Consider the following 25,164-nt stretch of genomic DNA (forward strand, 5'->3'; position numbering starts at 1 on the left):
GCCGGTCCGGAGCCGTCGTCGGGACGGCCCGCCCGGGCCGACGGCGGGGGCGGCCTCCCAAGGCCCGCTTCCCAAGGCCCGCTTCCAAGGCCCGCGGCGTCCGCCCGGCCCGAGCGATCATCGTGGAGCGGGCCGGCGCCCGTGGCCCGCTCCACGATCCCCCCGCGGGAGCTCTATCCACGCCGGCCCCGGGATTCACCCCATCGAGCAGGCGCTCGGAGTGAACCAGGGGGGCACTCGGGGGCGCTTTTGAACTACGTCCTTCTCGGGCGGATCCTCCCAGACCTACCGTTTCGCAACATGAAACACAGGCTCGGGGAAACGCTGGTTCGCATCCGTGACCTGGCCGGGCGTCCCCGAGGGACCGGCTTCGTCGCCGACGACCGGGGGACGGTCGTCACCAGCCACGAAGCGGTCGACGGGCTCGCCCGCGTCGTGCTGCACGCGGACGCCGCCGACGGCCCGCCCGACGCCGCAGCACACGCAGGACGGGCTCCGTTCGCCGAGTCCGACGCCATCACCCCGCTGCCGGAGCACGGACTCGCCCTCATCAGCGCCGAGGGCCTCCGCGTACGGCCCCTGCCGATCACCACTCGGGACGGCGCCACCGCCCCCGGCGCGTACGTACGGATCCCCGCGGGCGGCTGGCGCGAGGCCCGGATCCTCGGCACCACGCCCGTCACCCACGTCGCCGGAGATCGCTCGCACCACATCGGCCACGCCGTCGAGCTGGCGCTCGGCACCGACGGCAGCGACGCCCTCCACAGCGCCGCGGGCGCCACCGGGAGTCCCGTCCTCGACGCCACCACGGGTGCCGTCCTCGCCGTCGTCGGCACCGGCCTGGACGCAGGGCACCGGACCGCGGGCCTCGCGCTCCCGCTGGACGCGACGGCAGCCGCGGACCCCGGGGGGCCGCTCGCCGCCCTTCTCCGCCGCAACGCCGCCACCGTCCCCGGGCACGGGGAAGACCTCAACCTCGCCGGGGTCCTCCACCTCACGGCGCTCACCCTCGGGCCCGCCCTGGCCGCGCTCACCAGGACGGTCCTCGTCGAGCGTCCCGGCCCCGCCGGCGAGTTCGCCCGGTTCGCCGCGGAGAGCGCCTCCGTACTCGCCCTCGTCGGCGGTCCGGGAACCGGACGCACCACCGCACTCGCCACGTTCGCCGCCCGCCGCGTCCAGGACCGGGACCCGGCCCCCACCGTGTGGCTGCGCGGCGCCGACCTGGAGGCCGGTGACGCCTCCGTGGCCGACGCGGTGGGCCGCGCGCTCGGCCGGGCCCGCCGCCGCACCGACGCGCGGGGCGGCGCGGCACCCGTCACCCCCGAACGCGTCGCACGGCTCGCCGCGGACGCCGGACGGCCGCTGTTCGTGCTCCTGGACGGCCCCGAGGAAATGCCCCCCGCCCTCTCGGGCCGACTGCGCGAATGGACCGAGGGCACGGCGGAATGGCTGCGGCACCACCGGGTGCGCCTGGTCGTCGCCTGCCGCCCCGAGCACTGGGAGCAGGCCGGCCCCCACTATCCCGCGGCCGTGCTCCACCGCCCCGCGCACCCGGTGCCCCGCATTCCGCACGCCGCGGGGATCGGGGACCTCACCCCGGCGGAGGCCGGAAGCGCCCGGGAACGTCACGGGCTGCCGCCGGAACCCCTCGTGGCCGCCGACGCCCGGCACCCCCTCACCCTTCGGCTCCTCGCCGAGGTCCGCGACGCCCTGCCGCCGGTGTCCCCGCCCCGCCCCCTCTCTCGGGCCGAGGTCCACTCCGCCTACCTCGACCTGGTCTGCCTGCGCATCGCGCAGCGGCTGGCAGCGGCCGTCCACCCGCCCTTGCGGGGCACCGCCGTCCGCCGCCTCGCGGCCCGGGTCGCCGGACGCGTCCACGAAGCGGCCCGCCACTGCCTCGGCCCCGGGCACGGCGCACTGGACCGCGAGACCTTCGAGCGGCTCTTCCCCTGGAAGGGCGGCTGGGCACCGGCCGTCCTCACCGAGGGCCTCCTCGCCCCCGTCGGCCGCGAATACCGCTTCACCCATGAATCACTCGCCGACTGGCTCCAGGCGGCCCACCTCGACGTCGACGCCGCCCTCGAAGCGCTGGTCCACCGCCCCCTCCGCCCGCCGTCGCGCCGGCCCGGGCGTCCCGCCGTCCCGGACGCCCGGGGTCGGGAGACAGCCGTTCGACCATGGTGTGCCCGACCGGCGGACGACGTGACGAACGACGTGACGGCCGATGTCCGGTTGCCCGTCGTACAGGGCCGCTGGGGAGGCGGGCCCGGAGAGTCGGCGGCCGCCTGGCCGGAGGGCGGCTCGTCGGCGGAGTTCCGGACGGTCGAGCGGCCCAGGCACGTGCCGGAATGGCCCTGTCCGCTGGCTCCCGTGGCAGGGAACGACATGACGTTCGTCACCTGGGTTCCGTCGCCGGGTGGGGCGGTCGGCACGTCGTGGGCCGCGGGCCGGGGGAGCGGCAGGGTGGAGAACGCCCGGGTGCCTGCTCCCGGCCTCGCGGACGCGGGGCCGGGCGGCCCGACGGCAGGCCGACGGCACGACGAGGTGCCGGTCTCCGGCGCTGTGCCGCCCCCGGCCGAGGTCCACGTCGGGGTGGGCGCGCCGGGCGGCCGTGGCAGCGTTGCCGGCGGCAGCCTGCCGGTCGCCCGCAGGGCGGGATCGACGGGGGCGGCCGGGTCGTGTGGCCGCGAAGGCGGGGCTCGGGTGGCTCCGGTACCGCACGGCGGTCCTGGCGGAGACGCCCGGGTCGTGGGACCACTCGCCGTTCCTCCCGGAGCCGTTGCCGGAGATGCCGCCGTCCCAGGAGATGTCACCGGTCCTGCGGACGCCGGCGGCTCGTGCACCGTGCCGCGGCACCGGGCCGGTGTCATCGCCCAGGCACTGCTCATGCTCGACAGCCGGGCCGACGAGAGCTCGCTCTCCCGTCGGCTGGACGGGCTCGTAGCGAGCCTCGCCGGTGGTGGGGACGACGGGGGATCCCACGCCGTCGAGGCCCGGTGGTGGGCGGCTCGCCTGCTCGGAGAGGTGCTGCCGCACGTGCGGGATCCACGGGCGTACCGGGATGTGCTGCGACGGCTCGCGGACGTCGTCGCGTCCCTCGTGACACCGTCGAAGGGCGGGGGGACGACGGGTGCGTCGGAGGTGTTCGGGCCCGGGTTCTGGGAGGGGCTCGACGTGGGCGAGGACCAGCGGATGGACCTCCTGCGGAGACTCGTCACCGCCGACGGCCCCCCGGACGCGGCGCGGTGCCGGGATCGCTTCCTCGACGTCGTCGACCGCAGGCTCAGGGACGACCCGCGTACCGTCCAGCCGCTGCTGTGCCGGTGGTTCGGCGACGAAAGGGCACTGGCGGTGGGCGACACCGCGCCCCCGGCGGTCCGCGCCACCGTCGCCGGGGCCGCCCAGGCGCTGCTGCACGCCCGACGGCGACTGGCGGTCGACGACCTCTGCGAGGCACTCGCCGCCACCGATCATCCGCACGCCGAGGAGCTGCTCGCGGCGCTCGCCGAGGACGAACCGTCCGCCGTGTGCCGCGCCGTGGACCGCTGGGCCCACGACGAACGTACGGACCGCCGGGCCGCGGCCGCCGCGTACGGGCTGCGGGCGGCCCCGCGCGTCACCACCGGCGGCGATCGCGCCCTGCTCGGGTTCGCGGCCCGCGCGCTGCTCGCCCGGCCCGCCGACACCGGTCTCCACGGGCCGGCGCTCGCCCTCCTGGTCCGCGACCCCGAGAGCCGGGCCGGTCACCTGGAACACGCCCTCGCACGCTTCGTGTCCGGCGACCCGGCCCTGACCGTCAGCGCGCTCGTGCCCGCGCTCGGCACGCACCCGGAGCCCGTCCTCGCCGCGTTCCGGGCCCGTCTCCTGTACGAAGGCGATGCCTCCGGCGCACCCGGTATGCCCGGCGCGGACCCGGGGGACGTGCTCGGCGCCCTCGCCGACGTCACCGCCCCAGCTCCGGCCCCAGCCCAGGCCCAGGCCCAGGCCCCAGCCCCGGCACTGGCCCGGCACGCCGCGGTCGTCGTCCGGGAGTACGCGGAGCATCGTCCGGAAGGCGCCGTCCATGTCGCGGCCTTCGTCGACCGGTGCCTGGAGCGGGGCGGGCCGGACGCCCGGGACGCCCTGGTCCCGCTGGTCGCCACACTCCTGGGGGACGGCAGCGCGGAGGTGCGGACCGCGCTCGCCACCGTTCTCGCCGCGCCCGGCGGCCGCGCCTCGCGACCGCTGCGCACGGAACTGCTGGACCTGCTCCTGGCCGGTGAGAGCCGGCGCACGAGCGCCCGGAGCCAACACGTCGCGCCCGGCCACCACGTCGCCCCCGGCCACCACGCCGCCCTCGGCCGACACGGCGTACCCGGGAGCCTGTCCGTCCTGGACGCCCTGCTGGGAGCCGCCGCCCGGGGAGCGGAGAAGAGGCCCGACGCCCACACGAGGGACCTGGTCCACCGCGCCGCCCTGCTGCTGCTCCGCACCCCCGCGGGCGCCACCGCCCTGGACCGGAGGCTGGTCGCGCTCGCGCGGGACGTGCCCGGCTTCGCCGCGCGGATCGTGGGCTGGCTCGCCGCGGCCCCACAGGCATGGGCCCCGCTCATCGGCCCCAGCGCCCGCCGCACCATCGAGACCCTGGGGGGCGCGATCGACTCGCGCACGCCCCGGACGCCGGGCACGACGGGCACTGCGGGCACCCCGGACATGGCCGGGACCGTGTCCCGGCGGGCGCCCGTCGCACTCCCGAGTCCGGTGCCGATGCCGGTCGAGGAGCTCGGGCATGGCACTCTTAGTCCTGCATAAGGAGACAGGACGTACACGGGTTCGGGTACCGGGCGAGGAGCGGTCACAGTGCAGCGCTGGCGTGGCTTGGAGGACATCCCCGAGGACTGGGGGCGCAGCGTCGTCACCATCGGGTCCTACGACGGTGTGCACCGCGGACACCAGCTGCTCATCGGCAGGGCCGTGGCGCGCGCCCGTGAGCTGGGCGTACTCGCCGTCGTCGTGACCTTCGACCCCCACCCGAGCGAGGTCGTGCGCCCCGGCAGCCACCCGCCGCTGCTGGCCCCGCACCACCGCCGTGCCGAGCTGATGGAACGGCTCGGCGTGGACGCGGTGCTGATCCTGCCCTTCACCGCCGAGTTCTCGCAGCTGTCCGCGGCGGACTTCATCGTGAAGGTGCTGGTCGACAAGCTGCACGCCCGTGCGGTCATCGAAGGCCCGAACTTCCGCTTCGGCCACAGGGCGGCCGGGAACGTCGAGTTCCTCGCCGAGCTGGGCGGGACGTACGACTACGAGGTCGAGGTCGTCGACCTGTTCGTCCGGGGCGAGGCGGGCGGCGGCGAGCCGTTCTCGTCCACCCTGGCGCGACGCCTCGTCGCCGAGGGCGACATGGAGGGCGCGGCGGAGATCCTGGGCCGCCCGCACCGCGTCGAGGGCATCGTGGTGCGCGGCGCCCAGCGCGGCCGCGAACTCGGCTACCCGACGGCGAACGTGGAGACGCTGCCGCACACCGCGATCCCCGCGGACGGCGTGTACGCGGGCTGGCTGACCGCGAACGACGAGCGGATGCCCGCCGCGATCTCCGTCGGCACCAACCCCCAGTTCGACGGCACCGAGCGCACCGTCGAGGCGTACGCCATCGACCGCGTCGGCCTCGACCTGTACGGACTGCACGTCGCCGTCGACTTCCTGTCCTACGTCCGCGGCCAGGAGCGCTTCGAGTCGATCGAGGCGCTGCTGGAGGCGATCGCGGCGGACGTGAAGCGCTGCCGGGAGCTCACCGAGACGTACGACACCCCGTAACGGTTCCGCACCCCTGGGGGCAGCCGCGGGCAGGCCGGCCGGCCACCACCGGGCCGTCGGCTCTCGACACCGGGCTCGTCAACGGTCACGGGCCCCGCCCGTCCGTCGCCCAGCGCGACGAGCGTGCCGCCGCCCAGTGGCAGGCCGCGCGCTTCATACCGTCTCCCGGCAGGACGGGCAGGTCGAGCGTCCGGCAGGCGGTGGCGACCCCGGCGGCCTCCGCCTCGCCCGAGGCGAGGACGTGGCAGCGGGCGTGGAAGCGGCAGCCGTCCGGGATGCGCGTGGGGTCCGGGGGCTCGCCGCTCAGCACCACCGGAGGGGTCGAGGACTCCGGCAGCACGGACAGCAGCGCCTGCGTGTAGGGGTGACGGGGCGCCGACAGTACGTCCTCCACGGGACCGGTCTCAACGATCCGCCCCAGGTACATCACCGCGACCCGGTCGGCGATGTTCCAGGCCAGCCCCAGGTCGTGCGTCACCACCAGCGCCGACAGCCCCAGCTCGGCCCGCAGCCCGAGCAGCAGGGCGAGGATCTCGCCGCGGACGGACGCGTCGAGCGAGGCCACCGGCTCGTCCGCCACGATCAGCTCCGGTTCCAGGACCAGCGCGCCCGCGATCACCACACGCTGCCGCTGACCGCCCGACAGCTCGTGCGGATAGCGCAGGAGGAACCGTTCCGGCGGACGCAGTCCCGCCCGGGCGAGCGCCCCCGCGACGGCCGCCCGCTCGTCCTCCGCGTACCGGTGGATGCGCAGGCCCTCGGCGACGGCCTCGTACACGGTGTGCCTGGGGTTCAGCGAGCCGCTCGGGTCCTGCAGCACGAGCTGCACCCGCCGGCGGTACGCCTTGAGCGCACGGGGGCCGTAGTCCAGCGGCCTCCCGCCGAACGACACCGCTCCGGACGTGGGCCGCACCAGCCCCAGCAGGGTGCGTGCGAGAGTCGTCTTGCCGCACCCGGACTCGCCGACCAGCGCGACGATCTCACCGGGCCCGATGTCGAGGTCGACGCCGTCGACCGCCCGGGCGGCGGGGGCCCCGCGCCGGCCCGGGAACGTGACCTGCACGCCGGACGCGGACAGCAGGGGAGCGGCGGGGACCGACGGGTCGGGGGCCGTGGGCGGGGTGGGTGGAGTCGGGGCGGTGGTGGTCACTGGGCGCTCCTCGACGTCGGCACCTCGGGAGGGACATGGACACAGGCCGCCCGGTGCCCCGGTCCGGCCTCCCGCAGAGCGGGGTCGTCGGCGGCGCAGGATTCCAGTGCGACCGGACAGCGGGGTCGGAAGGAGCAGCCGCCGGGCAGGGCGGCCGGATCGGGCGGGTCGCCCGGCAGCCCGCGCGGGGCCAGGCGGGAGGCCTGGTCGCCGATGCGCGGGAACGCGGCGGACAAGGCCCGGCCGTAGGGGTGCTCGGCCGCATCGTAGACCTGCTGGGCGGGGCCCTCCTCGACGACCCGGCCCGCGTACATGACGGCGAGCCGGTCGCAGGTGCCGGCGAGCACCGCCAGATCGTGACTGATCATCAGCAGACCGATGTCCTGGTCGGCGACGAGCTGTTCGATGAGCCGTAGGATCTGCGCCTGGATCATCACGTCGAGCGCGGTGGTCGGTTCGTCGGCGACGATCAGCCGGGGTTCGCAGGCGAGCGCCATGGCGATCATGACGCGCTGCCGCTGTCCGCCGGACAGCTCGTGCGGGTATGCCTGTGCCCGCGAGGCCGGCAGGCCGACCTGCTCCAGCAGCGCGCCGACCCGCTTCCGGGCGGTGGCCGGGGTGGCCTTCCCGTGCAGCAGGAGGGGTTCGGCGATCTGGTCGGCGACCCGGTGTACGGCGTTCAGGGAGTGCATCGCGCCCTGGAAGACGATCGAGGCGCCCGCCCAGCGGACCGCCCGGAGCCGCCCCCAGCGCATGGTGAGGACGTCCTCGCCGTCCAGCAGGATCTGCCCGCTCATCCGCGCCGTGGCGGGCAGCAGCCGCAGTAGGGCGAGCGCCAGGGTCGACTTCCCGCAGCCGGACTCGCCCGCCACCCCGAGCTTGCCCCCCGGCGGGAGCACCAGGCCGACACCGCGTACGGCGGGGACCGCGGCGGCGCCCGTCCCGTAGGTGACATGCAGGTCCCTGACCTCCAGAAGGCTCAATGCGCCACCCCCAGCTTCGGATTGAGGACGGCCTCGACGGCCCTGCCGCAGAGCGTGAACGACAGCGCGACGAGGGCGACGGCGATTCCGGGCGGGGCCAGGTACCACCAGTGCCCGGACGACACGGCGCCGGCCTCCCGTGCGTCCTGGAGCATGCCGCCCCAGGAGACGACGGACGGATCGCCGAGCCCGAGGAAGGCGAGCGTCGCCTCGGTCAGGATCGCGTTGGAGATGCACAGCGTGGTCTGGGCGAGCACCAGCGGCAGAACGTTCGGCAGCACGTGCCGGCCCATGATGTGGCCGTGGCCGCCGCCCAGCGCGGTCGCGCGCTCGATGTAGGGGCGGGACTCCACGGCGAGCGTCTGGGCACGCACCAGCCGTGCGGTCGTCGGCCAGCTGGTGACGCCGATAGCCACGATCACCGTCCACACACTGCGCGACATCACGGTCGCCAGCACGATCGCCAGGACCAGCGTCGGCATCACCAGGAACCAGTCCGTGACCCGCATCAGCACGGTCGATAACCAGCCGCCGAAGTGCCCCGCGACGATCCCCACCAGGGTGCCGATCGCCACGGACAGGGCCGCCGCGAGCAGCCCCACGGTGAGGGAGATCCGCGCGCCCCAGATCAGCAGCCCCAGCAGGGACCGTCCGAACTGGTCCGTCCCCAGGGGGAACTCTGCGCTCGGCGGCTCCAGCGCGCCCCCGGGGGCGTCGGTGACACTCCGCACGTCCCCGCCGGTCAGCAGCGGCGCCGCGACGGCGATCAGTGCGATGAACGCCAGTCCTGCCAGGCCGTACAGGCCGGCCCGGTGCGTGCGGTACTGCCGCCAGAAGCGCATCGCCGACTCCCGGCGGCGGGCCCGGGCGAGCGCCGCGGCCGTCCGTCGGCTGGCTCCTGTCGTCTGCCGGTCGGTCCCGGATGTCTGTCGGTCGGTTCCGGATGTCTGCCAGTCGGTTCCGGTTGTCTGTCGGCGGGTCCCGGCCGTCCGCCGGTCAGTCCCCGCCGTCCGTCGGTCCGTTCCGGTCCGTGATGCGTCCGCGCCGGTCGTCCGTGCGTCCGTGCCGGTCTTCTGCGGGTCCGTTCCGGTCGGTTGTCCTTCGGTCCCGCCCGGTCGGTCTTCCGTCCCCGCCGTCATCGGGCCACCCGGGGGTCCAGTAGCGGATAGAGCAGATCTGCGACGAGATTCATGAGGATCATCGCTCCCGCGAACACGATGAACAGACCCTGCACCAGCGGCAGGTCGGGCACGCTCAGCGCCTGGTAGAACAGTCCGCCCAGGCCCGGCCAGGAGAACACGGTCTCGACGAGGATCGACCCGGCCGCCACATGTCCGAGGTTGATGAACACCATGGTGACCGTGGGCAGCAGCGCGTTGGGCACGGCGTGCCGGCGCCGCACCAGATCGTCCCGGAGCCCTTTCGCCCTGGCCGTCGTCAGATAGTCGCTGCCCATCTCGTCGAGCAGCGAGGACCGCATGACCAGCAGTGTCTGGGCGTAGCCGACCGCCACGAGCGTCAGCACCGGCAGGACCATGTGGTGCGCGACGTCCAGTACGTGACCGAGTCCGTCGCCTGTTCCCGATTCCATGCCGCCGGTCGGGAACAGCCCCGGCAGCGGTCCGGCACCGACCGAGAAGGTGATGATCAGCAGCAGTCCGAGCCAGAACGACGGCACGGACCACAACGTCAGTGCCACGCCCGTGCCGATCCTGTCCCCGAGCCCGCCGTGCCGCCACGCCGAGCGGGTGCCGAGCCACAGACCGAGCGTCGAGTAGACCACCACCGCCACCCCCGTGAGCAGCAGCGTCGCGGGCAGCTTCTCGGCGATCAGCTCCCCGACCGGGGCGTGGAACTGGTACGAGACTCCGAGGTCCCCGGTGATCGCACGGGCGCAGTAGTCCGTGAACTGCTGCCACAGCGGCAGGTCCAGGCCGAGCTGGCGCCGTAGCGCCGCCAGCTGCTCGTTGGAAACCTGGCGCCCGTGGGTCATGGTGCGCACGGGGTCGCCGGGGACGATCCGGAAGAGGAAGAACCCGGTGACGAGCACGGCGAGCAGCGACACGGCCGCGCCGGCGAGCCGTCCGCCGAGATACGTGAGGTAGGCGGCCGCGGAGCCGGAGCGGGCTCCGGCCCGTCCGGACGCCCCGGTCCTCGCCGGGCCGCCGTCCGCCGTGTCCCGGACCGCTCCGGGGGTACTGGCCGTGGTCATCGACTATTCACGGTCGTCCGCGCCGGCGCGGCGTCGCCGCGCGCCGAGCACCCCGAGGGCTGCCGCCGCGACGACGGCCACACCGACCCCGATCGCGACACCGGTGCCCGAGCCGCCGCCCGGCACCCGGCCACGGTCCGTCGGGGCGGCCGACCACCAGCTCCAGTAGCCGTCCTGGCCCCAGATGTTCCCGGCGGCCTTCGGCATGGTCGTGATGGACGAGATGTGGTCGGTGCGGTACGCCTCCACGGCGTTCGGATACGCCATGACGTTCATGTACCCCGTGTCGTACAGCCGGGACTGCATACGTTTGACCAGATCCGCCCGCTTGGCGGGGTCGTATTCGGCGAGCTGCTGTGCGTACAGCCCGTCGAACTGCTTGTCGCAGATGAAGTTGTCGGTGGCCCCGGTGTCCTTCGGGGTGGCGGGCAGTGCGGCACAGGTGTGGATGGACAGCACGAAGTCCGGGTCGGGGTTCACGGACCAGCCGTCGAACGCCAGGTCGTAGTCACCGGCGGCCCACGGGTCGGAGACGTTGTCGAGGCACTCCACCTTCAGGGCGATGCCGAGCTTCCCCCACCACTCCTGGAGGTACTGGCCGACGGCCTTGTCGTTGGGGTCCGTGGCGTGGCACAGGATGCGGAGGGCCAGCGGCCGGCCGTTCTTGTCGGCCCGGACGCCCGCGCGGTTCTTCTTGTATCCGGCCTCGTCGAGGAGTGCCGCCGCCCGCGCCGGGTCGTAGGCGATCCGCTGGGCCTCTTCCGGCTTCCAGAAGTACGAGGAGAAGCGCGGCGGGATGTAGCCCTCGCCCTCGACGGCGTGCCCCTGGAAGACCTTCTCCACGATGGCACGGCGGTCGGTGGCGGCGAACAGGGCGTGGCGCACCCTCTGGTCGCGGAGCGCGGGGTGGCCGGTGCCGAACGCCTTGCCGTTCCGCGCCTGCGCCCCCGGGTTGGTGGCCAGGGCGTAGAAGCGCCGGCCGGGTGCGTCGTTGACCTTGATCTGCGATGCCTTGCCGAGTGCCGCCGCCTGAGCCGGGGTCAGACCGGAGACGAAGGACACCTCGCCCTTGCGGAGAGCGGCGACAGCCGCGTCCCCGTCCTTGTAGTACTTGAATACCAGTTCGTCGAACTTCGGTGCGCCGCGCCAGAAGTCCTCGTTGGGCTCCAGCTTCAGGTACTGGTCGACCTTGTAGTCCGTGAGGACGTACGGGCCGTTGCCGACGACCGGGAACTTCTTGTCGTTGTTGAACGTCGAGAGGTCGCCGACCTTCTCCCACACGTGCCTGGGCACGATCGGCACGTCGAGGGCCAGCATCGTCGCCTGGGGCTTCTTCAGCCGGATGACCAGTGTCTGCGGGTCGGGGGCCGTCACCTTCTCGAAGTTGCCGACGAACGATCCGTTGGCGGTTGCGGCTCCCTCGTCGGTCATCATCTTGTTGAACGTCCATGCCGCGTCCTCGGCGGTGGCCTGCCGGCCGTCGGACCACTTCGAGTCCTTGCGGATGGTGTACGTCCAGGTCAGCTTGTCCGGGGACGCCTTCCAAGCGGTGGCGAGTCCGGGGATCGCGTGGCCGTCCTCAGCGTCGTAGTTGGTCAGGTAGTCGTACATCAGACGGTGCACGCTGGTACTGAGCAGCCGCTGGGCGAGGAACGGGCTCAGTGAGTCGACGCTCTGCGACACGGCGACGGTGAGGACCCGCTTGCCGTCGTCCGCGGCGGCCTGTGGGGGCGCGGCGGTGGCGACGAGGGCGAGTGCGGCGGAACCGATGACCAGGAGTCGGCGGATGTCGGGGCGTTTGTCCATGGACTGACCTCGCGTCATGACTCGCACGGAGAAGGCGGGTTGAGCAGGAGACGCCGGCTGGTGCAGCGATGGTGTATCAGCGGCCGTCGACCGCGTCAACGGGACACGAAACCATGTCTGCACCCTGTGTGGGCTGCGGAAACGCCGAGGGGCCCGCACCGTGAACGCGGTGCGGGCCCTCAATGGTCCAGACCCCTGACGCCTTACTGCTGAGGGGCTGGCGGTACCTGCGGAGGCCATCCGGCCGGAGGAACCGGAGGCTGTTCATCCGATTGTGTGGATGGCGGTTGCTGCTGCCAGCCCTGCGGCGGATACGGCTGCGCGGGTGGCTGCTCGCCCCCGTGCGGCGGCTGTGGCGGGGCGGGGTACGGCTGCTGGCCGTACGGCGGCGGGGGCTGCTGGCCGTAGGGCTGGCCGGGGACCGGGGGCCGGCCGGGCGGGAACGGCTGCCCGGGTGCCGGCGGGGCCTGGTGCTGTCCGGGCGCTGCCGAGGCCGGGTGCTGCCCGGGGAACGGCTGTGGACTGGGGAACGGCTGTGGACTGGGGAACGGCTGCGGACCGGGGGCGGGTTGGTGTCCGGAGGCGGACTCGTGTCCGGGCGCCGGGTGTGGTCCGGGCGCGGGCTGGCCGGGCAACGGCTGGCCCGGTATGGGCTGGCCGGGCACCTGCTGGCCGGGCATGGGCGGGGCCATCTGCGGCGGCGGACTGCCGTTCGCGGTCCACAGCCCCTGCACCTGCTGGGCACGCGCGAAGTCCTCGGCGACCATCGCGGACAGATTGAAGTACGCCTCACGGGTCTTCGGGCGCATCATGTCCAGGTCGACCTCGGCGCCGGCCGCAAGGTGCTCGTCGAACGGAACGACCACGACGCCGCGGCAGCGCGTCTGGAAGTGCTGCACGATGTCGTCGACCTTGATCATCTTTCCGGTCTCGCGCACCCCGGAGATCACCGTGATCGAGCGCTGCACCAGCTCCCCGTACCCGTGCGCGGCCAGCCAGTCCAGCGTGGTGCTCGCACTGCTCGCGCCGTCCACGGACGGCGTCGAAATGATGATCAGCTGATCGGCGAGGTCGAGGACGCCCCGCATCGCGCTGTAGAGCAGGCCGGTGCCGGAGTCCGTCAGGATGATCGGGTACTGGCGGCCCAGCACGTCGATCGCCTGCCGGTAGTCCTCGTCGTTGAAGGTCGTCGAGACCGCCGGGTCCACGTCATTGGCGATGATCTCCAGACCGGAGGGCGCCTGCGAGGTGAACCGTCGGATGTCCATGTAGCTGTGGAGGTACGGGATCGCCTGTACCAGGTCGCGGATGGTCGCGCCGGTCTCCCGCCGGACCCGTCGGCCGAGCGTGCCCGCGTCCGGGTTCGCGTCGATCGCCAGGATCTTGTCCTGCCGCTCCGTCGCCAGCGTGGCACCCAGTGCGGTGGTCGTCGTGGTCTTGCCGACACCGCCCTTGAGGCTGATGACGGCGATCCGGTAGCAGGACAGCACGGGCGTCCGGATGAGGTCCAGCTTGCGCTGGCGCTCCGCCTCGGCCGCCTTCCCACCGATCTTGAAACGCGAGGCGCCCGACGGGTTCCGGCTGCTCTTCGTCTTCTGCTTGTTGCGCAGCAGCCGGTCGGAGGACAGCTCCACGGCGGCGGTGTACCCGAGCGGCGCACCGGGGACGGACCGCTCCCGCTGGTCGTGCGTGACGGCCGCGGGCCAGGCGGCGCCGGCCCGGGGGTCGACCGGCCCCTGCCCGTGCACCGGGGTGGGCGCGGGGCCCGGCTGCGGGAATCCGTATCCGGCCTGTGGTGCGTGCGGCGCCTGCGGAGCTTGTGGTGCCTGCTGGGCGTGCGGGGGCTGCTGGGCCCGTGCGGCTTCCGGAGGCTGGGGTGCGTTCGCCGCATCGGAGCCCGGCTGGGCGTGCGGTGCGGACGCCGGGTTCGCTGCGGGCGGGGTGCCCGGTGCTCCCTGCGGGAAGCCGTATCCGCCCTGCGGGGGTACGGGTGCGGCCGGGGTGGGGGGCTGGGGCCGGCCGGGCTGGGGCAGCGGGAAGTCGTGGGCGCTCTGGGGCGGTACGGGCGCCGGGCCGGGTTGGACCGGCTGTCCGGGCTGGGCCTGCGGGAAGCCGTATCCGCCCTGCGGGGGTACGGCCGGGGCCGGGAACTGCGGTGTGCCGGCCTGCTGCGGCTGCGGGAAGCCGTATCCGCCTTGTGGGGGTGCGGGTGCGGCCGGGGGCTGCCCGGGTGCGGGTGCGGACGTGTCCTGGGGTACCGAGTCTGCGGGGCCGGTTTGCGGTGGCTGAGGTGTGCCGGCCTGCGGCGGCTGCGGGAAGCCGTATCCGCCCTGTGGGGGTACGGGGGCGGCCGGGGGCTGCGGCCGGCTGGGCTGGGCCGGTGGCTGAGGTGTGTCGGCCTGCGGCGGCTGCGGGAAGCCGTATCCGCCTTGCGGCGGGGTCGACGGCAGCCATCCGGGAAGCGGTCCGGGGATGGAGTTCGGCGTCGGCGTTCCGGGCTGGGCCGGAGCCTCGGCGTCGGCTGCCGCGGCCACACCGGGCCACGGCGGCGCGACGGCTGGTGTCGCCGGCGGGAAGCCCTGGGGGAGAGGCGGCAGGGCACCGTCCTGCGGCAGCCGCTCGGGCGACCACGGCAGCATGGCTGCCGGGACGTCGTCGTGCGGGGATTCCTGCTGCAGGTTCCGCGGGGTGTCCTGCGGGGCCTCCGCGGTCACGTCCGCCGGCTTGTCCTGAACAGCCTTCTCCGACGTGCCGTCATCGGAGGAAGGTACGGAGGCCGTTGTGTTCCGGGCCTCGCCGTCGTCCTCGGCCGGGGGTGTCGTGTCTTCGGTGGCCGAGGTTGAGGCCTTGTCGGCGTCACCGCCCCGGTCGTCGCGCTCGGCGCTCCGTGCGGGGGCGTCCGTCTCTGCTTCGGCGGCCTGAGCGGCACCGGTGCCTGCGTCCGCGTCGCCGTCCACGGAAGTTCCGGCGCTCGGTGACGTCTTCGCTCCGTCGCGGTCCGCTTCCGTGTCCACGCGGTCCGATACGCGCCTGTCAGCCGCCTCGTCGGCGCTTCCCGTCCCCTCCGCCGACGCCTCGGCATGCTCGTCGGACCCGGCGACCGCCTCCGTGTGTGCGTCAGCCGGATCGGACGCCGCCGGACCGGCGCCCCCGTCGACGTTCTCCGCAACGCCTGAAGGGTCGCCTGCACGGTCGGCGAGAGCCTTCGTGTCCTCCGAGGCGGCCCCGGTCCCGGCCGCTTCCCCGGCCTTGCGAGCCGCGGCGTCACGCTCGGCGAACTCCCGCCTGAGCGCTGCGGGCGAGAACCTCATCGTGGCGCCGCTGTCCAGGTCTCCGCCGCCGAACGCCTGCGCGGCAGGCTGCTGTCCCGGCTGGGCGGGCGGCGGCAACTGCTGCTGCGCGGATGGTGCCTGCGCCGGGTGCGGCAGCGGCGCGGGCGCCGAGGACTGCGGCTGGTACGGGAACTGGGGCGGCTGCTGGTTCGGCTGCGGCACGGCAGGAGAGACGGGAGAGGAGGTCTGCGGCGCGGGCCGCGTACCGGAACCGGCGTCACCGCCCGGTGCGTCGGCCCCGGCCGTGTTCTGCGTGTACCAGGCGGGAGGGGTGTAGTCGATGGTGAACTCACCCGTCGTCTCGGCCTCCGCGTCCGACTGATCGCCGACGGGCTCATTCCAGCCCTCGCGGATCGCCTCGCGATCGCCGTTCACTTTGCCTCCTGGTTTCGTTTCATCCGCACGGCTCTCTCCCCCGTCTGGTGCGGCCGCGCGGCCCCAGCCTAATCGTCGGTAACGACATACAGGCAGGCCCGGTCCGGAGTCCCCGGCACGGGCCCGTGGGCGTTCGCGGCCCTCAAGTGACGCCCAGGTGAAGCCGACACGCCCGAGTGTGAAGACCGAAACGGTCAGACATGAATATCCCGGCACAGAAAGGCGGGAGTTCAGTCCACTCTGCGGGCACCGCCCAACAATCCGGTCTCGGCATCCGTCGCTTGTGTCATGACGAGCTGCCGGTCGCGCCGGTTGCACCACAGGGTGACTCCGTCGGCGAGAGCGGACAACGCCCGCCACTCCTTCCGGGGAAGGCCCATGATCCGGCCGACGTGTGCCGCCTCGTCGGGGGACACCCGCTGGACACCGACGACGGCCGCCTTCTCCAGCAGCCGCGGTGCCGCCGAACTCAGATACGGCAGCAAGGTCAGGACCGACTGCCACGGGCCGGGAACCGCGCGTCCGCACGGCGGCCGTGCGCCGCAGTCCCGCACCACCAGGACGGGAGCTCCCGCGGACGCCACCAGCGGCGGGACCCGCCCCACATCGTGCAGCGTGATGCAGGGTCGTACACCACAGGCCGCCCGTACGAGAGCCGTCCATGCCTGCGCCCGTCCCGTTTCCACCGCCACCCGCGTGCCGGTCCCCGCGGCGCGCAGCGCCAGTACCTGCGCGGTCCACAGCCCGCCGACGAGCACCGTCTCGTACGCCCACGGGCGGTTGACGCCCAGCACGGCCGGCCTGCCCTCCGTGTCGACGCCGATCACCACCCCGTCGTCACCGACGGGCAGGGTCAGCGTCCCCAACTGGTCGAGGGCGACGGCATGCCGGTCGTGACGCGGGCCCGCCGGACCGAAGCCGAGCCGCAACCACCGCCCCCTCCAGCGTCGCGCCGCCGGGTCTGCCGTGGGAGGGGCAACCGTCCGAGCAGGAACGGAGGACATCAGCGGGCACCTCCCAGCGGCAGCGTCGCCAGCATTCCCGGCACCTGCTCACGGTCCAGTCTGACCAGTCCGGTCCTCGTGGCGCGTGCCCGACGGACCAACTCGCGTCCTGCCGACCTGAGTTCCTCGTCACCATGCTCCGTGATCCGCAGATGACCCGTCACGGTCGCTTCGCGAGGAGCACCGGCACCGTCACCGCGCCCCAACGTCAGGCTGAACGTCGTCGCCTGCGCCGGAACCGAGGTCAGCTGCGCCACCCACTGCGGCAGCGTCATCCCCGTGTCGCCTCCCAGCCGGGGCCACCGCTCCACGCGGTACGTCGTGTGCCGGTGCTCGTCGCAGTGCCAGGTCCGCGAGGTCTCCCGCGTGCGCCGTCCCCGGGCCGCGCCCCGGTCGGGCGGGGCCACGACCCCCGCCCCGGCACACGCGGAGGCAGCCATCGCGGAGACCAGCTCGTCCTCGGTCAGGACCGACGCCCGGAATCCGGCACCGGCCAGCCCGACCGCCAGCCGGTCCGCCACCCGCACCACACACCGCTGGGCCCCGAGGAGCCCTCCGCCGCGCGCGCCCACCGCCTCCTGGCACAGCTCCGGGTCGAGCTTCAGCGCGATCCAGGTGACCCGCACCGCCGGAGAGCCCGTCCGCGCCTGCAACGGCACGTAGTTGCGTGCGACGAACGACCGGGACGCCGGGTGGACGGCGGGGGCGGGCCGGGTGTGCTGGACGACCTGGGCCGACTCCAGGCGGATCCCGTCGACGTCGAGAGCGTCCCGTACGAGCCCGAGAGGCAGGGGCCACGCTGTCCGTCCGGCGTCGCGCAGCACCGTGGCGTCCCTGTCGACCTGCAGCACCGCGGTGAGGAAGGTCCCGTCGCCGATCAGGCCCACCGGCCGCCGCTCCCGGCCGTGGAACGTGTACGTCCGCAGCGCCGGATCGCACTCCACGACGGGCACCAGGCCCGGGTCCGTACCCTCCGGTGCCACCGCCGTCGCCGCCCCGCGGGTCCGTGCGCGCAGCGCGAGCAGCGTGGACATCCACTCGGCCGGTGAACGCCGCCGCCCGGCTGCCACGGCCAGAACGGTCAGCACGGTGGTGAGGACGACGGCCGGCACGAGCAGCGGCCCGCCGGCCGTCGCACCCACGAGCAACAGAGCCGCCGCCACTTCGAGCATGACGAGTTGTTGCAATCGAAACGATGCGATGCGCACGTGACCGGACTTCCGTCGGAACACGACCGCCTCGGTCGCGCCTGAGGCCGGCCTCCCGGGGCCCTCCGGTTGTGCGGCCGGGGCACGGCACGCCGGTGCCGCAGCAGTCATCACCCCAACTCCCCCCACTCGTTGACCGTCGTCAGCAGGCATAGTAGGGGGCCGGTCGGACAACCGGGGCCGGCGACGACGTCACCGGCGCTGCCCTGTGAAGGGTGCCCGCGGGGAGAAGGCGGCAACTCATGGCATCGCGGCGGGAAGAACTCAACGCGTACACGTTTGCGAAGAGGCGGATCGTCGCGGCGTTCCTGCAACCCTCCGCGGCGGGAACCGAAGAGGGCGCCCCGCGCGCGCTGCGGGCCGTTCTGCCCGGCGTGATCGTGGCGGCGCTCGTCGTCGCGGGGTTCGGGGCATGGGGGATGTACCGGCCGGCGGCGCCCCGTAACTGGGCGGACCCCGGAGCCCATGTGATCGTGGGCGAGGAGTCCACCAGCCGCTACGTCGTCCTCCCCGACGCCACCGGAAAGGGCGGGACCAAGAACCTCCTCCACCCCGTACTGAATCTTGCCTCGGCCCGACTGCTGCTAGACCCGCGGAGGTTCCGGGTGATCAGGGTCCACGACGACGTGCTCGATGCCGGGCGGCCGCCCCGCGGGCCAGTCCTCGGCATCCCGTACGCCCCCGACCGGCTCCCCACGGCAGCGGACGCGGGTACGGCCAAGCGCTGGGCCGTCTGCGAACAGCCCGGCGGCGGGCGAGCCACCGTCCAGAGGGCGGCCTTCGTCCTCGCCGCCGCCGACGGGGCCGTCCGGACACTCGACGGCCGGCAGCGGCTCACCGGCGGTCAGGTCCTCTACGTCGTTGGCCCCGACGGCACCCGCTACCTCGTCGACGCCCGGGGCACCAAGTACCCGATCCGCGGCACCGCCGCCGACGCGGCACACCTCACCGACACCCTCGTCGGTACGCGCGAGCCGCAGCCGGTCACGGGCGACTGGCTCGGCACGCTCCACGACGGTTCCCCCATCGCCTACCCCGTCGTTCCCGGGGACGTCGGCGCGGCCGCCCATGCCCCCGGACGGCTCTCCGCCGACGAGAACAGGGTCGGCAGGGTCCTGCGCACCGAGACCGGCGAAGGCCCCCAGCACTATGTGGTGCTCCCGGGGAAGGTCCGGCCCGTCTCGGAGTTCACCGCCTGGCTGCTGGTCAACTCGCCGCAGACAGCCTCCCTCGACCACGACGGCCGACCGCGCACGGTCGGACTCCAGGACTTCCTCCCCGACCGTCGGCCCTTCGCCGGACAGGGCGCCCGATGGCCCCGGCACCGTGCCGTCCAGGTCAACTCCCTCGACGCCGACGCCGACGCCGACGCCGACGCCGACGCCGACGCCGACGCTGGTGCGTTGCGTGGGGAGGGTCGCGACACGGTGTGCAGCGTCCTGCGCGGCGTCGACGAAGCCACCGGTACGACCACCCTCGGCACCTGGGCGGGCACCGCGTACCCCGCCGGGATCACCGCGACCGGAACCGGCGCCTACGTCACCCTGGGCAGCGGCCTCCTCTACACCCAGGTCCGCGGCACCCGAGCCGAGGACGGATCACTCTTTCTGCTGACGGACACAGGACTGAGGTACGCCGTACAGGCGAACGCCGACGGTCGTGGCCATGGCGACGACAACACCGACGGTCGCGGCCGCGGCGACGACGGCGCCACCGGCAAGTCCGGCGCCGGGATCCGTACAAATGCCGGCGAAGCCCAGATCCGGCTCGGGTACGAGAACGTCACCCCCGCGATCGTCCCCGCCGAGTGGTCGGAGTTCCTCTCCAAAGGCCCACGGCTCGACACCGACAGCGCCCGCCGGCCCCAGGCGTCCTGAAACGAGCGACAGAAGAACGGACATGACGAAGCCGGTCCGGACGGCCACGGCCGCCGCGCTGCTCCTGGCCACGACGGCCACGTCCTCCTCCGCCACCGGAGAGGCTCCGCTGCGCCCGGACGGCACCGGCGCATGCGCCTTCCCGATGGCGCAGCAGATCCCCGGCGTCCCCTGGCCGCTGCAACGCGTCGACCTCGACGAACTCTGGCGGCACACCAAAGGCAGAGGTGTGCGCGTCGCCGTCATCGACACGGGGGTCGACAACGACAACCCGCAGCTGAGGGACGCGGTCGACGCCCGCAGCGGCGCCGACTTCCTCGACCGCGGAACCCGAGCGGCAGCCGGTACGACGACGAGCCCGTCGCGGAGGACCGACGGCACTGTCGACGAGGTGGGTCACGGGACCAAGGTCGCCGGGATCATCGCCGCGCGCCCCCGGGAGGGAACCGGCTTCGTCGGCCTCGCCCCCGAGGCCACCATCATCCCCATCCGTCAGAACGACGCGGAGCACAACGGTGACTCCCGCACCATGGCCGCCGCCATCGAGCACGCCGTCGCCCGCCGCGCCGACGTCATCAACATCTCCCAGGACACGACCCGGCCGCTCCCCGCCACCTCCTCGCTCGCCGCGGCCGTCCGCCACGCGCTCACAAGCGGTGTCGTCGTGATCGCCTCCGCAGGCAACGACGGACTCGGCGGCCACGAGAAGAAGACCTACCCGGCGGCCCTCGACGGCGTCCTCGCCGTCGCCGCGTCCGACCGCAACAACGAACGCGCGCCGTTCTCCCAGGCGGGCGAGTTCGTGGACGTCGCAGCCCCCGGAGTCGACATCGTCTCCACTGTCCCCGGCGACGGTCAGTGCGTCGACAGCGGCACCAGTTTCTCCGCCCCCTACGTCGCCGGGATCGCCGCGCTCATCAAGGCCCGGCATCCCCACTGGAAACCCCGGCAGATCGTCGCCCGGATCGAGCAGACCGCCGAACGTGTCGTCAACCGTCATGACCGCTTCATCGGATGGGGTGTCGTCGACCCCGTCCGTGCGGTCACCGGAACGGGCCCGGCCCACCCGCCGACGGCCCCGACCCCCGGCCCCGCCCGGCCCGGGCCTCCCGCCCCCGACGTCGCCCCTCTCACCCTCACCGAGACCCGCCGGGAACGCGACGAGCGCTACGCCACGTACGCCCTGGGAGTCGCCGCGACTCTTGTCGCCGTCCTCGTCGCCACGGCCGCCATCGCCCGCGACGTGCGCCGTCTGCGCCGCCGGACAGGTCGTGGGAAATGGCTAGAGTGACCGCGGACTTCACGTATGTGATGAACGGGAGGAAACGTGCCCGAGCCGGACGGGGGCGGCGGCAGCACCCACGACCTCGAACTCGGAGTAGTGACGCTCCGAGCCTTCAGGGAACGCATGCAGGAACTGCTCCGGTCCCTCGACGAGTCACCCGCACAGCACAAGAGGATCGGCGCACAGACCATCGCCGTCGCCGCCTATGGAACCGGCTTCAGCGCCGCGGAAGACCTCGCCAAGGCCTACGCCAAGGTCCGTACCCGACTCGAAGGCCTCACCCGTACGTTCGGCGAACAGATCGAAGCCATGCGCATCGCCGTGGCCATCGCCGACAAGGGCTACGGCGGCGTGGACACCGCCGAGGCCCGGCGCTTCGAAGAGATCCGCAGGCACACCCTCGACACCTATGAACAGCGCATGGAGCCACGCCCGGACCACACCACGGACACCACCGGCACCGGTGGCTTCCGCTGACCGGACCGACGCACATGGCAGTTGACGCTTTCGAGGGAAAGACGCTCGCCGTCCTGCACGCGATGGTGGCGACGGCCAGGCCCGCCGACCTCACCGACGCGGGCGAGGCCCTCGCGCTCGCGGCGCCGGAGATCCTCGCCATCGCCCGCGACCTCAAGTGGTACCTCACCGAGGTCGACTGGCAGGGCGCCGGCGGCGACGCGTTCCGCGAATGGGGCGGCGGCATGGTCGCCCAGACCGAGGTCCTCGCCGACCTCACGGACACCGTCGCCCAATGCATGGTCCGCGCCGGCGGCGCCCTCGCCCACGCCCAGGCCACCATCCCGAAACCGTCCACCACCTGCTCCCCGGACCCGGCCCAGGAACGCGCCCGCCTCCAAGCCGAGACGGGCCCGCACCTCCGGGAAGCGATCAACGCGATGAACCGCCTGTCGTCGTTCTACGACGCGGCGCGGGAACGGATGGAGGGGGAGAGGGAGCCGGTGTTCGTGCCCCTGGGGAATCCAAGCATTCAAGGCGGGGAGCAAAGGTTCAGGGACGCCGCCACGGTTACCGCTCGTGCTGTCGGCAATGGAAGTGCCGGTGACTCCCCCGGTGTCGTGAGTCTCCCAGTAGAAAGGGGTAGCGAATATCTCTCGGAGGCTGTGCGCAGTTCAATGTCGCTACCGTCACTAGTCGCAGTGGATCCATCGCGCGCTCCCGTCGAGGCGCCTATCAGCACGGTTCCCAATTCGATTACTGCCACTGAAAGCCCAGTGAAGGGTGCGCCTAGTCTCGATGGGCACCTGAGCCCTCCACTATCAATGCGCAGTGACACGGCTATCAACGTGCCATTCGTTGTGCCTGGCTCCGCTCTTGCGCGTGGTAATTCCCCTGTGGAGGGGACCGGCTCAAGTTGGATGAGTGGCGGAATTAGTCGCGTCGGAATGGCGCGGTCAGGTCCCCTTGCTGGCGTTCCAGGTTTAAGTATTCCGCATGGAGGGGCTAGTGGTGGGCCTCTCGTTGGAGGCTCGATCGGTCAACATCGCACGCCTATTGGTGCGTCGATGCCCGATGACCGCGGCGTCTACGGTCACAGTGCCGTGCCAACAGTTCCTGGCTACATGGGTGGAGCGATCGGCAGTGGGGTTAGTGCAATGACGGGTCCTCGGCTGGCCTCGCAGCCTGGCGGAAGGGTCGGCGACCAGCGCGGGTCTGCGTTTGGCCGAGTGCTCGCAGAGTACACACCCGGCGGCTCGGGCCTGGTGCGCACGCCCTCGGGAGAGAATTGCCCGCCGCGTGCGCCAGTGCCCCAAAGCGGGCACGGCTCTCTTTCGCGGGACGATGAGACACGGTTCAGCGGCAGAAATATTGTCGTCCCTCCTGTGATCGAATGAGGTGCCATATGTCGATGCGTAACAGCATGCGAGGGCGATGTCTGCTGGTTGTCTGCATCGTGGCATTCCTGCTAAGTTTCTTGCATTCGACCAGTGTTGCGGGGACGCGCGAGTGGTATTTGGATGCGATGCGAGCGGATGAATTGTGGAAAGTGAGCACAGGTGAGGGCGTGACTGTTGCCGTCTTAGATAGTGGTGTTGATGCGAGTGACAGGGCACTTCGAGGCCGTGTTCTCAACGGTATAAATGTCATCGGGAAAGGCGGCAACGGGAAACAGGATGCGAGTGGCCACGGTACCAACGTTGCTCTCCTCATCGCAGGTAATGGTGAAGGTGGTGCCGCTGGCCTCGCTCCCGGTGCCAAAATCCTGCCGGTGAAGGCCGCTGGGGATGTGAGTGACATTTCGTCTGTAACTGCAGGTATTCGTTACGCGGCAGACAGTCAGGCGCGCGTCATCAACATGTCACTCGTGGGATGGCCGTCAAAGGATGAGCGTGTAGAGCTTGAGGAAGCGGTTAAGTACGCTCTGCGTAAGGGCAAGCTGTTGTTTGCCGGCTCAGGCAACGACGGCCGAGAGTCAACCAATTACCCGGCATCAACCCCAGGCGTAGTAGCCGTAGCCGCCCTCGGCACCGACGGCCGCGTCACCAAGTTCTCCGACTACGGCAGCCACATCGCCCTCGCCGCGCCAGGCGACAAGATTCCGCAGCGCTGCACGAAAAGCGACGGCATGTGCCTCGCATGGGGCACGAGCCACGCCACCGCCCTCGCCTCCGCCTCCGCCGCCCTCATCTGGTCCGCGCACCCCGACTGGACCGCCAATCAGGTGCTGCGCGTGATGCTGCAGACCGCCGGTCACGACGGGCCCGTGCCCAGCAAGTACATCGGCTACGGAAGCGTCCGCCCAGGCCAGGTGCTGCTGGACGGCAAAGGCGACCCGGGCCCGCCCGACGTGCACCCGCTGCTCGCCGCGCGACGCCACGCGGCGGGGACCACGGCAACGCCCACGTCCACCGCCGTGGCCACGAAAGCCCGAAGCCCCGCCCCGACAGGGACGGCGACACGGACGACGGAAGGAGGCGACGGCACAAGCTCGCTGACCTTCGCCGCGATCGCCGCGGCGACCGTGACCGCGGCCGCCGCAGCCGTCGGCGTGATCGCGGCGGTACGCGTACGGAACAGGCGCGCGACGTAGACGCACACATCGTTCGGAGCTCACGAGAGGAAGAGAAGAATGACGACTCCCAGTGGCGGCAGCAGCATCGGCTACGCGCAGATCGCGCGGGCGAGGACCGCCATCGAGGACACGTCCATCGCGATGACCAGGCAGATCAAGGTCCTCACGGACACGCTCGCGACGGTCGGCGCGGGCTGGACGGGCCAGGGCGCCTCGGAGTTCGTGAGGGCGCAGCGGTGCCTCAACGACGACCACGACGCCATTCGCCGCGACCTGGGCGTCCTCCACCACGCCGTGGGTGAGACGAAGAACCTCAACCAGGCCAACGACGACGAGGTCCTGGCCGCCTTCAGGACGATCGATGTGACCCGCGGCGCGGGTTCCCCGCCGAACACCTCCGGCCTGAACGACCTCTAGCCGCCAGCAGAGCACCGCAAGGGTGAAGAGAAGGAGAGGACATGTCCGACGGCGCCGACCTCAAGGTCCGGTACGACAACGTCCAGACGATCGCGGACAGCATCCGCAGGATCGCCAAGGACATCGCCGACGATCTGACGCGTATGGAGGGCGCGGTACGGATGGTCGCCGACACCTGGGACGGCGAGGCGCACGCGAAGTACCTGGAGCTCCAGCGTCGTTACCGGGTCCGTGCTACGCACATCCAGCAGACCATGGAGAGGATCGCGGTGACGATCGAGCAGGGCAAGGAGAGCTACCGGGCCACCGACCGCAAGGCGTCGGCTCTCTTCGACACGGCCTACTGAGCCGACAGAAGGCCGCACAAGGGGGCGCGCCGTAAGCGGACGCCCCCCGTCGGCCAGGGCCTCAGCGCAGGTCGAACTCGCCGTCACGCGCGCCCAGGACGAACGCGCGCCACTCCGCCTCCGTGTATCGCAGCACGGTCTCGGGCTCGAGCGACGAGCGCATCGCGACCGCGCCGCCCGGTAGATGCGCGATCTCCACGCGCTCCTCGGCCTCTTCCGTGCCGGGCGCGCTCCGCCATTCCACCCCCGAGATGTCGAGCGCGTACAGCTCTTCCTTCTCCTGCTGGGTGCCCATCTGCCACGTTCCTTTCCCCGCCGGTGCGTGGGCCTCAGACTATGCCGTC

Annotated in this window: 17 protein-coding genes; 8 read left to right on the top strand and 9 right to left on the bottom strand. The window is 72.6% G+C overall.

What is annotated here, in order from left to right:
* The first annotated feature begins 300 nt into the window (after positions 1-300).
* The gene (locus tag ACZ4Z5_RS23700; RefSeq protein ID WP_468265885.1) at positions 301-4,791 is read left to right on the top strand and encodes a serine protease; all 4,491 of its coding nucleotides are present in this window, start codon (positions 301-303) and stop codon (positions 4,789-4,791) included.
* A 48-nt stretch (positions 4,792-4,839) separates the two neighbouring features.
* Entirely contained in the window at positions 4,840-5,793 is a 954-nt protein-coding gene (locus ACZ4Z5_RS23705; RefSeq protein ID WP_468265887.1) for a bifunctional riboflavin kinase/FAD synthetase, read from the top strand.
* An 85-nt stretch (positions 5,794-5,878) separates the two neighbouring features.
* Here ACZ4Z5_RS23705 and ACZ4Z5_RS23710 read toward each other — a convergent pair whose 3' ends face one another.
* The 8 genes from ACZ4Z5_RS23710 to eccE form a co-directional block, all read right to left on the bottom strand.
* Positions 5,879-6,943: an oligopeptide/dipeptide ABC transporter ATP-binding protein gene (locus ACZ4Z5_RS23710; RefSeq protein WP_468265889.1), complete on the bottom strand. Its 1,065-nt coding sequence runs from the start codon at positions 6,941-6,943 to the stop codon at positions 5,879-5,881.
* Positions 6,940-7,926, bottom strand: coding sequence for an ABC transporter ATP-binding protein (locus ACZ4Z5_RS23715; protein WP_468265891.1), 987 nt, complete (start codon positions 7,924-7,926; stop codon positions 6,940-6,942). The genes ACZ4Z5_RS23710 and ACZ4Z5_RS23715 overlap by 4 nt, the downstream gene beginning before the upstream one ends.
* A complete protein-coding gene (locus ACZ4Z5_RS23720; protein ID WP_468265893.1) occupies positions 7,923-8,768 on the bottom strand; it encodes an ABC transporter permease in 846 nt (281 codons plus the stop codon). The genes ACZ4Z5_RS23715 and ACZ4Z5_RS23720 overlap by 4 nt, the downstream gene beginning before the upstream one ends.
* Positions 8,769-9,061: 293 nt before the next feature.
* Positions 9,062-10,138 (bottom strand): ABC transporter permease, encoded by a 1,077-nt coding sequence (locus ACZ4Z5_RS23725; protein ID WP_468265895.1) that lies wholly within the window; start codon positions 10,136-10,138, stop codon positions 9,062-9,064.
* Between the two features lie 3 nt (positions 10,139-10,141).
* Positions 10,142-11,944 carry an ABC transporter substrate-binding protein gene (locus tag ACZ4Z5_RS23730; protein ID WP_468265897.1) on the bottom strand — a complete coding sequence of 601 codons (1,803 nt, stop codon included), beginning with the start codon at positions 11,942-11,944 and terminating at the stop codon, positions 10,142-10,144.
* A 203-nt stretch (positions 11,945-12,147) separates the two neighbouring features.
* A complete protein-coding gene (locus ACZ4Z5_RS23735; protein WP_468265899.1) occupies positions 12,148-15,651 on the bottom strand; it encodes an SCO5717 family growth-regulating ATPase in 3,504 nt (1,167 codons plus the stop codon).
* 230 nt (positions 15,652-15,881) lie between these two features.
* Entirely contained in the window at positions 15,882-16,655 is a 774-nt protein-coding gene (locus ACZ4Z5_RS23740) for a hypothetical protein (RefSeq protein WP_468265901.1), read from the bottom strand.
* Positions 16,655-17,974 (bottom strand): type VII secretion protein EccE, encoded by a 1,320-nt coding sequence (eccE, locus tag ACZ4Z5_RS23745; RefSeq protein ID WP_468265903.1) that lies wholly within the window; start codon positions 17,972-17,974, stop codon positions 16,655-16,657. The genes ACZ4Z5_RS23740 and eccE overlap by 1 nt, the downstream gene beginning before the upstream one ends.
* Before the next feature lie 131 nt (positions 17,975-18,105).
* On the opposite strand from eccE, the gene ACZ4Z5_RS23750 reads away from it, so the two are divergent.
* The 6 genes from ACZ4Z5_RS23750 (at position 18,106) to ACZ4Z5_RS23775 (ending at position 24,820) form a co-directional block, all read left to right on the top strand.
* A complete protein-coding gene (locus ACZ4Z5_RS23750; protein ID WP_468265905.1) occupies positions 18,106-19,740 on the top strand; it encodes a type VII secretion protein EccB in 1,635 nt (544 codons plus the stop codon).
* Positions 19,741-19,762: 22 nt separating this feature from the next.
* Positions 19,763-21,031 (top strand): type VII secretion-associated serine protease mycosin, encoded by a 1,269-nt coding sequence (gene mycP, locus ACZ4Z5_RS23755; protein ID WP_468265907.1) that lies wholly within the window; start codon positions 19,763-19,765, stop codon positions 21,029-21,031.
* A 36-nt stretch (positions 21,032-21,067) separates the two neighbouring features.
* Positions 21,068-21,502, top strand: coding sequence for a hypothetical protein (locus ACZ4Z5_RS23760; protein ID WP_468265909.1), 435 nt, complete (start codon positions 21,068-21,070; stop codon positions 21,500-21,502).
* Between the two features lie 1,384 nt (positions 21,503-22,886).
* Complete coding sequence (locus ACZ4Z5_RS23765; protein WP_468265911.1) at positions 22,887-24,074, top strand: S8 family serine peptidase; 1,188 nt, start codon at positions 22,887-22,889, stop codon at positions 24,072-24,074.
* Positions 24,075-24,113: 39 nt separating this feature from the next.
* Positions 24,114-24,473, top strand: coding sequence for a WXG100 family type VII secretion target (locus ACZ4Z5_RS23770; protein ID WP_468265913.1), 360 nt, complete (start codon positions 24,114-24,116; stop codon positions 24,471-24,473).
* Between the two features lie 41 nt (positions 24,474-24,514).
* Complete coding sequence (locus ACZ4Z5_RS23775; RefSeq protein WP_468265915.1) at positions 24,515-24,820, top strand: WXG100 family type VII secretion target; 306 nt, start codon at positions 24,515-24,517, stop codon at positions 24,818-24,820.
* Between the two features lie 61 nt (positions 24,821-24,881).
* Here the strand turns inward: ACZ4Z5_RS23775 and ACZ4Z5_RS23780 are convergent, their stop codons facing one another.
* Positions 24,882-25,115, bottom strand: coding sequence for a DUF397 domain-containing protein (locus ACZ4Z5_RS23780; protein WP_468265917.1), 234 nt, complete (start codon positions 25,113-25,115; stop codon positions 24,882-24,884).
* Positions 25,116-25,164: the final 49 nt, after the last annotated feature.

Source organism: Streptomyces sp. NPDC030222 (assembly GCF_055573115.1).